This is a genomic window from Streptomyces sp. UC4497 (assembly GCF_054871485.1).
Genome location: NZ_JBTYHB010000006.1, coordinates 24441 through 37671, shown reverse-complemented (window position 1 = coordinate 37671; position 13231 = coordinate 24441). Strand labels below are relative to the sequence as shown.

Sequence of the window (13231 nt, the reverse complement as noted above, 5' to 3'; positions counted from 1 at the left end):
TGCAGTCGTACAAGTGAAGGACATGGGTGGGCGTTGGGGAGACGTGTACTCGTGTCAGGGGAGGGGTTGTGATGGCGCACGTGCGTCTCAGAGGCACGGGCAGGCACCGTGCCGCGAAGCAGGTCAAGGGCGGGCGGCAGATGGTGGCCCTGGCCACCGTGCTCACGGCGGCGGGGGTGCAGGCGGGGGTCGGCGCGGGAACCGCGCAGGCGGACGAGGGGCGGACCTGGACCGAGGGGCCGATCTTCAACGATCCGCTGGGCACCCCCCAGGAGCAGTACGCCATCCGCACCAGGCTCGTCGAGCTGACGGACGCGGCGCTGCCCGGCTCGACCATCAAGGTCGCCGTCTTCCACGTGTGGGAGCAGACGATCGTCGACGCTCTGAAGCGTGCCAGGGACCGCGGCGTACGCGTCCAGATCGTGCTCGACTCGACGAGCAGGACGGACCGGCCGGACAACACGGTGTACTCGCAGCTGGTCCAGCTGTTCGGCACCAACCGCGCCAACCCGTCCTTCGTGCAGCTGTGCCCCACGGACAAGTCCTGCCTCGGCGACCCGAAGTTCGGGAAGTCGATCATGCACAACAAGTTCTGGCTCTTCTCGGCCGTCGAGGGCGCCACGAACGTCGTCGTGCAGACCACGGCGAACTCCACGCCGTCCGCGAGCACGAAGTTCTTCAACGACGCGCTCCAGCTGCCCAACAACCCGGTCCTGTACGGCGCGTACTCGGACTACTTCGACGACATGGTCGCCAAGGACTGGGCGAACTGGGACTACCGCACGGTCAGCAACGGCCACTACAAGGCGTACTTCTTCCCGCGGGCCGGCACCACGAACTCCACGGACACGCTGCACTCGGTGCTCAACAACGTCTCGTGCACCTACAAGGACGCGGCGACCGGCACCACGAAGAAGACGATCGTGCGCGCCGCGATCTTCCAGATCACCCGGCAGGCCATCGCCGACAAGCTGGTCTCGCTGAAGAAGGCGGGCTGCACGGTCCAGATCGAGTACGCGACGGCCGACAGTGGCACCTGGAAGTCGATGCACACCACCGGCGCCCCGCCGGTGCGCTGCTACAACGACGACCGGGACCCGCTGAACCCCGGCTCCAAGATCGGGACGCCGTTCATCATCCACACCAAGTACGTGGCGATCGACGGCATGTACGACGGCGCGCGCAACAAGATCACGTTCACCGGCTCGCAGAACGCCTCGAACCCGGCGCTGCGCGAGAACGACGAGGCGTACGTCAAGATCGACGACGACTCCGTGCACGACACGTACCGCACGCACTTCAACAAGGTGTGGGGCGTCGCGTACCCGGGGGTATCGGACAACACGAACCTGTGCAAGGGCGTCAAGGTGCTCCCGCAGGACGGTGAGGTCAAGACCACGTGAGCACGTCGGTCAAGGGGCCGGTTTGCCCTTCTGTGGGGCGCCCCGTAACCTTGACCGTCGGCGTGTCCATCGACGCGCTTTACTCCCGTAAACCTTTTTCCTCCCGGAGTTCCTCGTGAAATCCGGGAGAGGCCGCCTCGCGCGGCTGGACTGCGGGCGTTCCGTTCCGAGCGAAAGAGAGATCCGCGTGTACGCCATCGTGCGCAGCGGTGGTCGCCAGCACAAGGTTGCTGTCGACGACATCGTTGAGATTGACAAGCTTCCCACCGCCAAGGTTGGCGACACCGTAGAGCTCTCTACGCTGCTCGTTGTCGACGGCGACGCCGTGACCAGCGACCCGTGGGTGCTGGCCGGCATCAAGGTCCAGGCCGAGGTCGTGGACCACCACAAGGGCGCGAAGATCGACATCCTTCGCTACAAGAACAAGACCGGCTACCGCCGTCGCCAGGGTCACCGTCAGCAGTACACGGCGATCAAGGTCACCGGTATCCCCACGGCTGCGAAGTAAGGGACTGAGACAAGATGGCACACAAGAAGGGCGCATCGTCCACTCGGAACGGGCGCGATTCCAATGCTCAGCGGCTCGGCGTGAAGCGCTTCGGCGGTCAGGCCGTCAACGCCGGTGAGATCCTGGTCCGCCAGCGCGGCACCCACTTCCACCCGGGCAACGGCGTCGGCCGTGGCAAGGACGACACCCTGTTCGCCCTTGACGCCGGTGCGGTGGAGTTCGGTACCCACCGTGGCCGCAAGGTCGTGAACATCGTCCCGGTCGTCTGAAACGCCTGAGGGCTTTCTGATCTGGATTTTTTCGCGAGGCGGACCTCACTTCCCCATCGGGGAAGCGGGTCCGCCTTTCGCGTGTTGAAGTAGAGACATTTCCGTACGTTTCTGGAGGCACTGAACCATGACCACCTTCGTGGACCGCGTCGAACTTCATGTCGCCGCGGGTAGCGGGGGCCACGGCTGTGCCTCCGTTCACCGGGAGAAGTTCAAGCCGCTCGGCGGCCCGGACGGTGGCAACGGCGGCCGTGGCGGTGACGTGATCCTGGTCGTCGACCAGGACGTCACGACGCTGCTCGACTACCACCACTCGCCGCACCGCAAGGCCACCAACGGTGCGCCCGGTGCGGGCGACAACCGCTCCGGCAAGGACGGCCAGGACCTGATCCTGCCGGTGCCGGACGGCACGGTCGTCCTCGACAAGCAGGGCAATGTGCTCGCCGACCTCGTCGGCCAGGGCACCACGTACATCGCCGCGCAGGGCGGTCGCGGCGGCCTCGGCAACGCGGCGCTCGCTTCGGCCCGCCGCAAGGCGCCCGGTTTCGCGCTGCTCGGTGTGCCGGGCGACGAGGGCGACGTCCAGCTGGAGCTGAAGACCGTCGCGGACGTGGCGCTCGTCGGCTACCCGAGTGCCGGGAAGTCCTCGCTGATCTCGGTGCTCTCCGCCGCCAAGCCGAAGATCGCGGACTACCCGTTCACGACGCTGGTCCCGAACCTCGGCGTGGTGACGGCCGGCTCGACCGTCTACACGATCGCGGATGTCCCGGGCCTCATCCCCGGCGCCAGCCAGGGCAAGGGCCTCGGCCTGGAGTTCCTGCGGCACGTGGAGCGCTGCTCGGTCCTCGTGCACGTGCTCGACACGGCGACGCTCGAGTCCGACCGCGACCCGGTCTCCGACCTCGACGTCATCGAGGCGGAGCTCAAGGAGTACGGGGCGGGCCTGGAGAACCGGCCGCGCCTCGTCGTCCTCAACAAGATCGACGTGCCCGACGGCCAGGACCTCGCCGAGATGGTCCGCCCGGACCTGGAGGAGCGCGGCTACCGCGTCTTCGAGGTCTCCGCCGTCGCCCACAAGGGCCTCAAGGAGCTGTCGTACGCGCTCGCCGAGCTGGTGGCCGAGGGGCGTGCCGCCAAGCCGAAGGACGAGGCGACCCGGATCGTCATCCGGCCCAAGGCCGTGGACGACGCGGGCTTCACGGTCAAGCGTGAGGACGCCGACGGCGAGCCGCTGTTCCGTGTGCGCGGTGAGAAGCCGGAGCGCTGGGTGCGCCAGACCGACTTCAACAACGACGAGGCCGTCGGCTACCTCGCGGACCGGCTCAGCCGTCTCGGTGTCGAGGACGAGCTGATGAAGGCGGGCGCCAGGCACGGTGACGGCGTCGCGATCGGTCCCGAGGACAACGCGGTCGTCTTCGACTGGGAGCCGACGATGATGGCGGGCGCCGAGATGCTCGGTCGGCGTGGCGAGGACCACCGTATGGAGGCGCCGCGGCCGGCGGCGCAGCGGCGCCGGGATCGGCAGGCGGAGCGGGACGAGTCGCAGCAGGAGTTCGACGACTTCGAGCCGTTCTAACGGCTGGCCTCCGGCGACCGGGGCGTCTGGCCTCCGGGGACCGGGACATTTGGGCGGGCCGCACCGAAGGGTGCGGCCCGCTTTGTTGTTGGGGCCGGTGGGGTGGGTGTGGGGCACCTGGGCTGTGCCGTGGCCGGGCCCCGCGTCATGAGTGCGGCTGCACCGGGGGTGCGGGGCTGTGCCGTGGCCGACGTCTGAGGTGACTGTCGCGCGGCACCGGTCCTTGTCCGGCTGTGCCGGTGCTCGGTCATCTCCCTCCCGCCCGCCCCCTGCGGGGGCTTCGGCCCGTCCGGGGCCCGGTCGCCGCGCCGGCGCCGGTGCCTGTGGTGCTGGGTGCGCGGCACCGGGTTCAGGAGCTTTGCCGGGGCGGCGCCCCTGCGTTCGGCACGCGGTACCGGTCCCTGTCCGGCTGCGCCGGTGCTCGGTCATCTCCCTCCCGCCCGCCCCCTCCGGGGGCTTGGGCCCGTCGCGGGGCTTGGTAGCTGTGCCGGGGTTGGTGCCTGTGGTGCTGGGCGCACGGCACCGGGGCCTGGAGGTTTGCCGGGTTCGGCGCCGATGCGTTCGGCGCGTGGCACCGGTCTCTTTCCGGCTGCGCCTGCGGGACTGTGCCGCGACCGACGTCCGCCGTGAGGAGTTACGCGGCATCGGGGGTACGGGGCTGTGCCGTGGCCGAGGCCTGAGGTGGCTGTCGCGCGGCACCGGTCCTTCCCCGGCTGCGCCGACACCCGCTCACCTCCCTCCGCCCGCCCCTCCGGGGGCTTCGCCCAGTGGCGGGGGCGCAGCCGCCCGGGGGCGGGAGTTCGCCGGGGCCGGTGTGCGGTGCTGGCCGTTCCGGGGCCGGGCCCCGCGTCGTGGGTGCGCGGCGCCGGGGTGCCGCCTTGCCCACCCTGCCGCCCCTGGCGGCAGATTGCCCAAGGCGCGTGCGGCCGACCGCAACGGGTGGGGATCCGTGGTTGGCGCAGATCACCCACGGCGCGGGCGGTCGACCGCAATGGGTGGGGAGCCGTGGTCGGGGCCGGATCGTCCAAGGCGGGGGCGGTGTCGGCCGCTGGGGTGGGGAGTCGTGGTGGGTGTTGCCCAAGGCAGTGACGGCGCCGACTGCGACGGGTGGGGTGCCGCGGCCGACGGCTGATCGCCCAGGGGGCGGGGGCACCTTTCGTCGTCCCGGGTGTGGAGCCGTGCCTGTCGGCGGATTGCCCAAGGTGGTTGGCGGCACCCGTCGGACCGAAGCCCCCGGAGGGGGCGGGCGGGTGGGAGATGGGCGGAGCAGCCGGGTCATTGCCTGGGGGCGGGCGTGGCAATTCAAGTCCCGCTCTGGGGCGAGACGCGCGGGGTTCGGAGTGGAGCCCCGTGGCGCGGGGGACGGCAGTCCGTAAGCCAAGTGGGACCGAGCGCCTCAAGCCGCTGCAGCGATTGAGCAGCAGAGTCCGGGGGCAGAGCCCCGTGGCCGTGACGCCGGTTCGGCACATTCAGCCTCGCCGGCGATTGAGGCGCGGGGTCCGGGGCGGAGCCCCGTGGCGTGAGGCGCGGCAGACCGAAAGCAACCGCAGGATCAAGCAGCAGAGTCCGGGGCAGAGCCCCATGGCGTGGGGCGGATGCACATCAAGCCCCGCCCTTCGAACGAGAGCCGCGGGTTCGGGGCAGAGCCCCGAGGTCGTAATGCCGGTTCGGCACATTCAGCCTCGCCAGCGATTGAGGCGCGGCGGCCGGGGCAGAACCCCGCGGCGTGGGGCACCGCAGACCGCAACTCACGCAGGGCCGAGCGCCTCAAGCCGCTGCAGCGATTGAGCAGCAGAGTCCGGGGGCGGAGCCCCGGGGCCGTAACGCCGGTTCGGCACCATCAGCCCCGCCGACGGCTGAGCCGCGGAGCCCCGTGGCGCACACGCGGACCGGCGTACACGCGGACCGGCCCACACGCGGACGGCGGAAACGCGGAAGGGCCCGGGAGACGGCTCCCGGGCCCCGCGTCGCGCGCGCCGCAAAGGCGTTACGCCGTGACCGTGTCCTCCGGCTCCGACTCGGTCGCCGCCTCCGCGGCCTCCGCCTCGGCCGCGGCCTCCTCGACGGAGTCCTCACGGGTGGGCGGCACCTCGTCCTCGCCACGCGCAGCCATCCGCGCACGACGCTCGTCGGCCTTGGCGCACAGGGCGCGTACCGCGGCGTTGAAGCGGTCGATGGACGGCGGGTCCGAGGGGCCGAGGAGGTGCTCCTTCAGGGCCACACGGGCCTCGGCGTGGGTGTCCTCCGCCTCGCCGCGGACGACCGCGAGCAGCTCGGGGACCTCCGTCGCCTCGGGGGCGAGGACCGTCGCGGCCCGCACCGTCGGGAAACCGGTGCGGAACTCGTCCTCCGTGAGGCCGGACGTGTTGGCCACCGCGTACGGCTTCTCGCTGCTCAGCCAGTCGGAGACGACCGAGGAGACGTCGGAGATGAGGACGTCCGCCGCGTTGAAGCAGGTGAAGATCGCGGGCCGCGCCTGGGTGATGATCAGGTGCTCCCACTCGGGGAACGACGCCCAGTACGCCTCCTCCCACGCCGCGGTCGCCTCGGCCACCGCCGCCGCCCGGTCCCCGTCGGGCCGGCCCTGGAGCAGCATCCGCTCCTGCTCGTCCGTGCCCTTGGGGAACTTGGTGGAGGTCAGCTCGTTCAGCGCCTCGAAGCGGCGCTCCAGCTCGACGGCGGCCTCGGGGCCGGGACGCGCGCCGGAGCGGCGGGTGTTGGCCTCCTCGATCATCGCCATGATCCGCTTGTTGGCCTCACCGGCGGCGGGGACCTGCGAGCCGGTCATCGGGTGCGGCTTGTAGATCAGCCGGACCTTGGGGTCGGCGAGCAGGTGTCGCACGATGTTCTCGCCGGCCAGGATGACCGAGGTGTTGCCCGGGTTGCCGTCCCAGCCCTCCCAGGTGGGGGCGTACAGGACCGTCGTGTACTTACCCGTGGCCGGGCGGCCCTCCGCCAGCTTGATGGGAGCCAGCTGCGGGCGGCCCACCTCGACGACGTCCCGGTCGTCCACGCCGACGTCGGCGAGCTGGTAGCGGTCGCGCGCCGCGGGACCGGCCACCCACACCTCGTCGTACGCCTTCGCGTACGGGTTGCAGGACGAGAGCTTGTCGGACTCGCCGTGGTTGATGAAGGCGTGCTTGATCGTGGGGATGCGCAGGACCTGCGAGGTCTTCGCGGCGTTCGCCGGGTGCAGCAGCATCTTCAGCGTCGAGTTCTCCAGGGAGAACATCGTGGCGACCTTCGGGAAGCAGATGATCGGCACGTCGGTGGCGTCGATCTTGTTCACCATGAAGCGCTCGCGCAGCACGAGCAGCGGCTTGCCGTCGACGTCGGCGAGCGTGGAGAGCCACATGTTCGCCTGGTACGCGGAGGTGGTGCCGCCGGAGAAGTACATGCCGACGGTCGGCCGGTACTCGGCCAGCCACGCGTCGAGCCACTCCATGACCTTGGCGTCGCTCACCGGACGCTTCTTCGGCAGCAGCCACGTACCGAGGAAGATCGTGCCGAAGAGGAAGAGGACGATCGAGACGCCGATGCCGATGACGCCCCACACGGCGTTGGTCGTCGCCGCCGTGATCACCAGGCCGAGCGTGGACGGGATCGCGAAGGTCAGCAGGCGGTGCGCCGCGCGCCGGGCAAGGAGGCGCGGCGGCGACTTGCACAGGTTCAGCGCGGACGCGTCGATGTTGCGCGTGACGATCGGCAGCGTACGAGAGCGGCGTACGAGGACCGCGGCCGCCTGGCAGGCGAAGTGCAGCAGGTACATGGCGAGCACCATGACCAGCAGCGGAGCCTGCTCGTCGAGCGGGTTGATGCCGCTGATGCGCAGCAGACCGACGAAGATCAGCATGTCGCGCAGCAGTTGCCGCACCGTGACGTCGAAGCGGATCTTGCCGAGCAGCGAGAGCAGCCCCGGCTGCTTGTACTGCAGGTAGGTGTCTAGAGCGAGTCCGGCCGCGCTCGCGGCGACGAAGACGGGAACGTACGGAACGAGCGCGCTGACGAGCTGGGCCACATAGAGCGCGAACATCGTGAACAGCGCGGAAAGCTGCACGAGGCGGCGCGAGGCACGTCCGGCGGAGGGCACGGGCTGGGCTCCTGGCAGGGGGTCTCGGAGGGTGGGGGGACCGTGGGGGAGGTCCACCTCGCGGAATGCTGACCACTGACCGTATGACTTTCAGTGGCCCGCTAGCAATCCTCCAGGCCTGTAAGCAGGGGAAACAAGGGCAAATGGCGTGAAAGGACAGGGACCAACTCCCTCTCTTGGTTACCCGGCGTCCACGGCCCTGTCCGCACCTCGAAACCCAGGAGCGGTCGAAGGGGCAGGTCACGTACATTGCCAGGCATGTCAGGGGCTACAACTGGGGCAGGGCCGGGTACGTCACGGCAGGGCGTGGCGGATGCCCGCCGGATCGTCGTCAAGGTCGGATCGTCGTCACTCACCACGGCGGCGGGGGGCCTGGACGCCGACCGCGTCGACGCGCTCGTCGACGTCCTGGCGAAGCAGCGCGGAGGCGGGGAGAAGGAGATCGTCCTCGTCTCCTCCGGTGCCATCGCCGCGGGACTCGCCCCACTGGGCCTGACCCGCCGCCCCAAGGACCTCGCCCGCCAGCAGGCCGCGGCGAGCGTCGGACAGGGCCTCCTGGTCGCCCGCTACACCGCTTCCTTCGCACGCTACGGGGTCCGCGTCGGCCAGGTCCTGCTGACCAGCGACGACATGGCCCGCCGCGCCCACCACCGCAACGCGTCGCGCACCCTCGACCAGCTCCTGGCGATGGGCTCCTTCCCGATCGTCAACGAGAACGACACGGTGGCCACGGACGAGATCCGCTTCGGCGACAACGACCGGCTCGCGGCCCTCGTCGCCCACCTCGTGCACGCGGACCTGCTGGTGCTCCTCTCCGACGTCGACGGCCTCTACGACGGCGACCCCGCGAAGCCCGGCAGCTCCCGCATCGCCGAGGTGCGCGGCCCCGCCGACATAGCGCACGTCAAGATCGGCTCCGCCGGGAAGGCGGGCGTCGGCACCGGCGGCATGGTCACCAAGGTCGAGGCCGCCTCGATCGCCGCGGCCGCCGGCATCCCGGTGGTCCTCACCTCCGCCTCGTACGCCGCCGACGCCCTCGCCGCCCGCGACACCGGCACGTACTTCCACTCCACGGGCCGCCGCAGCGCCGACCGCCTGCTCTGGCTCCAGCACGCCTCGACGCCGCAGGGCGCGATCACCCTCGACGACGGCGCCGTACGAGCCGTGGTGGAGGGGCGCAAGTCGCTGCTGCCCGCCGGGATCGCGGCCGTGGAGGGCGAGTTCGGCGCGGGCGACCCGGTCGAGCTGCGCGACGAGCGGGGGCGCGCGGTCGCCCGCGGGCTCGTCAACTTCGACGCCAAGGAGATCCCGCAGCTGATCGGCCGCTCCACGCGTGAGCTGGCCCGCGACCTCGGTCCCGCCTACGAGCGGGAAGTCGTACACAGGGACGACCTGGTCATCCTCCAGGCTTGAAACGGGCCGCGCGCCTTCGAAATCCCCTGTGTGAAAGGCCGAAAGCCTGCCACCCGTGGGGGACCTTCCCCAAAACCGCCCCAAGAAGCTCCGTGTCCTGCTCAACTCTTGAGGCAGGGAGTTCATTCAGGGAAGGTCCGCACGACCATTGCGCAAAGGAGGCCGTCGTGAGACGAGCGCGCCCGGGGGCCGGGTCCACAGGGCCCCGAGGGTCGGCGGAGCGGGCGCTGACGAGCGTGGCCGCGGGAGACGCGTACGAGGAGGACACCGCGGGGGAGGCCGCTGAGGGGAGCGCCGAGCAAGGCCCCCGTCTGTGGCACGTCACGCTCAGCGTCTCCGGCGCCGAGGCGCCGCTCGCGGAGGTCCGCCGCGGCCTCGAACAGCTCGCGCACGACCACCCCTTCCTGCTGACGAGCCGCTACGCGGTGGACCACGCGGAGATCCGCTACTGGGAAGAGGCCCGCGACCTGCACGACGCGGCGGCGGTGGCCTTGCGCCTGTGGGGCGAACACCGCCGCACGTCGCAGCTCCCACCCTGGGAAATCGTCGGCCTGGAGGTCATCGACCGCCAGACCTACCACCAACGCATCGCCGAGGGCTACGGCCCCCTGCCGGCCACTCCGGTCGGCGTCCACCCGTTCTGAGCCAAGGGGCGCGGGGCTGTGTCGATTTGCGGCTCCGCCGCGTGGGCGCGCGCAACACCAAGTAGCCGCCCCGAGGCGGAAACCTCACCCCCTGTGCCCCAGGCCATTTCAAGCCACGTCTCACCCCCCGAAACACCCCCTGGACCGCCCCCACGCCCCCGATATCCTGCGGAGCATGACGCTGCCGCTCACCCCGTACGACTCGATGACCCCGGTCACCCAGACCGCGTACCGCGCCAGGTCCGCGGCCCACGACCTCGCCTCGCTGCCGCGCGCCGAGAAGGACGACGCCCTCGGCGCCATCGCGGACGCGCTGGAGGTGCGCACCTCCGAGATCGTCGAGGCCAACGCCAAGGACATCGCGAAGGCCCGTGAGGCCGGCACCCCCGAGGCGATCATCGACCGGCTCACGCTCACCCCGGAGCGCGTCCGCGCGATCGCCTCCGACGTGCGCGACGTCATCGCCCTGCCCGACCCGGTCGGCACAGTCGTGCGCGGCAACACCCTCCCGAACGGCATCGACCTGCGCCAGGTCCGCGTCCCGCTCGGCGTCGTCGGCATCATCTATGAGGCCCGTCCGAACGTCACGGTCGACGCCGCCGCCCTCTGCCTCAAGTCGGGCAACGCGGTGCTCCTGCGCGGCAGTTCGTCGGCGTACGAGTCGAACACCGCGCTCGTGCGCGTGCTGCGCGACGCCGTCGGCGGCGCGGGGCTGCCCGCCGACGCGATCCAGCTCGTCCCCGGCGAGAGCCGCGACTCGGTGACCGAGCTGATGCGCGCCCGCGGCCTCGTCGACGTGCTCATCCCGCGCGGCGGCGCCTCGCTCATCAAGAACGTCGTCGAGAACTCGACCGTCCCCGTGATCGAGACCGGCACCGGCAACTGCCACGTCTACGTGGACGCCGACGCCGACCTCGACATGGCGGTCGACATCCTCGTCAACTCCAAGGCGCACCGCGTCTCCGTGTGCAACGCGGCCGAGACGCTCCTCGTCCACCAGGACATCGCCGACGCGTTCGTGCCCCGCGCCCTCGACGCGCTCGCCGAGGCGGGCGTCACCGTGCACGGCGACCCGCGGATCCTCGCGTACGCCCCGAAGTCGAAGGCGGAGGTCGTCGAGGCGACCCCGGACGACTGGGAGACCGAGTACCTCAGCTACGACATCGCGGCCGCGGTCGTCGACGACATGGAGCGGGCCGTCGAGCACATCCGCCTGTGGTCCTCCGGCCACACCGAGGCCATCGTCACCACCTCGCAGCAGGCCGCCCGCCGCTTCACGCAGCTCGTCGACTCCACGACCGTCGCGGTCAACGCCTCGACGCGGTTCACCGACGGCGGCCAGTTCGGCTTCGGCGCCGAGATCGGCATCTCCACGCAGAAGCTGCACGCCCGCGGACCCATGGGGCTGCCGGAGCTGACGAGCACGAAGTACATCGTCACGGGCGACGGCCACACCCGCTGACACCCGCCGACGCGCACGGTTCGCACCCGGTGAATTCCCGTACCGTCTGCCCAAATTGACCCCTTCGGTCTACGCTGGACAGGTGCCGGAGGACGTGGGGGGCTCGCCGTTCCCGGACGGCTGGGAGCCCGACGACGACCACGACCGCGGGGGCTGGGACGAAGAGTTCGCCTCCGTGGTCTTCGACGAGGACTTCATCAAGGCTGCCGAGGTCCATGAGCCCACCGCGGTCGAGCGGCTGCTCGCCGCTGCGCAGGCGCGCGCCGAGGCCCAGGAGGCCGAGGCCCGCAGGACCCGCATCCGGCCGTCTCCCGACGACGAGTTCTACGACGACGTGGACGGGTACGGCCGCGGCGAAGACGGCGAATTCGGCTGCTACGGGGACGAGTCGGACGAGCTGTACGAGGAGGAGCTCGGCCGCGAAAGCCGTCCCGCGGGCGGTATCCGCTGGCGCAGGCCCGTGGCCTGGGCGCTCGCCCTGCTGATGGGCATCGGCATGGTCGCCCTCGCCTTCACGGCCGTCTACCGGGGCGCGTCCTCGGGCAGCCAGGACGAGGTCCCGCCGCCCGCGACGACCGAACTGGAGAAGAACGTTCCGGGCTCGCCCTCCGCCTCCGCGGACTATTCGCAACCGGCGGTTTCGGCCGTTCCGCGGACCCCGTGAGGGGGCGCTCGGGGCGCTCGCACGGGGGCCTTGGAAGTTGACCGTGCACCAGGGCGTTTACCTGGCGTCGGGGAGACCTACCCTGAAGGTATGAGCGGGCCAGGAGACCCACCGGAGGGGACACCGGACAGCGGTCCCGGTAGTGGCGGCAGCGAGGAAGAGTACCGATCCGTCGTGTTCGACGAATCGTTCGTCAAGGCTGCCCGGCTCCAGGAGTTCTCCGCGCAGGAGCGCATCGGCGACCACTCGCCGGCCGTGCGCCGCCTGCCCGTGCTGCGCCGGGGCCTCACCCGGCAGGCCGTCATACTCGTCGTCCTGATCGTGGTCGCCTTCGGTACCGCGGTCTACATGGGCGTACGCAGCCCGTACCGGACGGCCCCGGTCGCCCGGAACACCGAACCGCTGCGCATGACCGTCATACCCCTCGCCCCGACGGGCCGCGTCCCCGGCTCCGAGTCCGTGCACGAGCTGTACGAGCACAGCCCCGCCGCCCGGTTCAAGTACGCCGCCCGCGCCATCGATCTCCCGGACGACCCCAAGGCCACCGCGCACTTCTCCGACAGCCAGGTCGTCACCGCGCTGACGACGGCCAAGGACTACCTCGTCGACTCCTCGCTCGACCCCGACGTGCTCACGCGCGGCGCCGTGCGCCCGGTGCGGATGCTGATCGACCCGCAGCAGCTCCCGCAGTTCGACCAGAGCGTCAACAGGCCGGTCACCGACGGGCGGCACGCGGCCACCGGCTGGCTCGTCCGCTTCGACCCGTCGCAGGCCGCCCTCGCCGATTCGCGCATCCGGGTCCGCGGCGCGCTGCATGTGGCCGAGACCGACGCGAACACCCTCGAAGTGACCTCGGACCACACGTTCGTCTACGCGCTGCGGCCCACGGCGAAGGCGGCCGACGGCAAGAAGGCCAAGGCCTCCCTGTTCACCGTCCGCCGCTCCATGCACTTCCGCTTCGACCGCCAGGACCTGCGCAACCACCAGACCGAGCTGCTGGTCTCGTACGTCCAGGCGGGCCCGCTCGCCTGCTCGTCCGACTCCGCCGGGTACCTGCATCCGCTGCTCGCGGGCCAGAGCGCGAAGAAGGGCGGACCGGCCGGCACCGACCCGTACGCGACGGACAGTGCGACCGCGCTGTGCGGCGCGCTCGCGCCGGACGCGCAGCCGCACGTGTAGTCCGCTCTGCGGGGTCAGCCGGT

At 70.9% G+C, this 13231-nt stretch carries 10 protein-coding genes; 9 read left to right on the top strand and 1 reads right to left on the bottom strand.

Annotated features, from left to right (window positions below; genetic code table 11):
• Positions 1-71: 71 nt before the first annotated feature.
• The 4 genes from ACYSUO_RS10690 (at position 72) to obgE (ending at position 3756) form a co-directional block, all read left to right on the top strand.
• Positions 72-1403: a phospholipase D-like domain-containing protein gene (locus tag ACYSUO_RS10690; protein ID WP_461775826.1), complete on the top strand. Its 1332-nt coding sequence runs from the start codon at positions 72-74 to the stop codon at positions 1401-1403.
• Between the two features lie 187 nt (positions 1404-1590).
• On the top strand, positions 1591-1911 hold the full coding sequence (gene rplU, locus ACYSUO_RS10685) for a 50S ribosomal protein L21 (RefSeq protein ID WP_266719694.1): 321 nt from the start codon (positions 1591-1593) through the stop codon (positions 1909-1911).
• A gap of 14 nt (positions 1912-1925) precedes the next feature.
• Complete coding sequence (gene rpmA, locus ACYSUO_RS10680; RefSeq protein ID WP_266719696.1) at positions 1926-2180, top strand: 50S ribosomal protein L27; 255 nt, start codon at positions 1926-1928, stop codon at positions 2178-2180.
• Positions 2181-2307: 127 nt separating this feature from the next.
• Positions 2308-3756, top strand: a complete 1449-nt coding sequence (gene obgE, locus ACYSUO_RS10675; RefSeq protein WP_461775825.1) for a GTPase ObgE — start codon at positions 2308-2310, stop codon at positions 3754-3756.
• 1987 nt (positions 3757-5743) lie between these two features.
• Here obgE and ACYSUO_RS10670 read toward each other — a convergent pair.
• A complete protein-coding gene (locus tag ACYSUO_RS10670) occupies positions 5744-7846 on the bottom strand; it encodes a hypothetical protein (protein WP_461775824.1) in 2103 nt (700 codons plus the stop codon).
• A gap of 258 nt (positions 7847-8104) precedes the next feature.
• On the opposite strand from ACYSUO_RS10670, the gene proB reads away from it, so the two are divergent.
• The 5 genes from proB (at position 8105) to ACYSUO_RS10645 (ending at position 13208) form a co-directional block, all read left to right on the top strand.
• Entirely contained in the window at positions 8105-9259 is a 1155-nt protein-coding gene (gene proB / locus ACYSUO_RS10665; protein ID WP_461775823.1) for a glutamate 5-kinase, read from the top strand.
• A 167-nt stretch (positions 9260-9426) separates the two neighbouring features.
• Positions 9427-9903 carry a hypothetical protein gene (locus ACYSUO_RS10660; protein WP_461775822.1) on the top strand — a complete coding sequence of 159 codons (477 nt, stop codon included), beginning with the start codon at positions 9427-9429 and terminating at the stop codon, positions 9901-9903.
• Positions 9904-10078: 175 nt separating this feature from the next.
• On the top strand, positions 10079-11365 hold the full coding sequence (locus ACYSUO_RS10655) for a glutamate-5-semialdehyde dehydrogenase (protein ID WP_461775821.1): 1287 nt from the start codon (positions 10079-10081) through the stop codon (positions 11363-11365).
• An 82-nt stretch (positions 11366-11447) separates the two neighbouring features.
• Positions 11448-12029, top strand: a complete 582-nt coding sequence (locus ACYSUO_RS10650; RefSeq protein ID WP_461775820.1) for an SCO2584 family spore wall biosynthesis protein — start codon at positions 11448-11450, stop codon at positions 12027-12029.
• A 90-nt stretch (positions 12030-12119) separates the two neighbouring features.
• Positions 12120-13208, top strand: a complete 1089-nt coding sequence (locus tag ACYSUO_RS10645; RefSeq protein WP_461775819.1) for an SCO2583 family membrane protein — start codon at positions 12120-12122, stop codon at positions 13206-13208.
• The last annotated feature ends 23 nt before the right edge of the window (positions 13209-13231 follow it).

Coding starts and splice junctions, on each gene's coding strand:
- ACYSUO_RS10690 (WP_461775826.1), top strand. CDS start 72: ATGGCGCACGTGCGTCTCAGAGGCACGGGCAGGCACCGTGCCGCGAAG.
- rpmA (WP_266719696.1), top strand. CDS start 1,926: ATGGCACACAAGAAGGGCGCATCGTCCACTCGGAACGGGCGCGATTCC.
- obgE (WP_461775825.1), top strand. CDS start 2,308: ATGACCACCTTCGTGGACCGCGTCGAACTTCATGTCGCCGCGGGTAGC.
- proB (WP_461775823.1), top strand. CDS start 8,105: ATGTCAGGGGCTACAACTGGGGCAGGGCCGGGTACGTCACGGCAGGGC.
- ACYSUO_RS10655 (WP_461775821.1), top strand. CDS start 10,079: ATGACGCTGCCGCTCACCCCGTACGACTCGATGACCCCGGTCACCCAG.
- ACYSUO_RS10645 (WP_461775819.1), top strand. CDS start 12,120: ATGAGCGGGCCAGGAGACCCACCGGAGGGGACACCGGACAGCGGTCCC.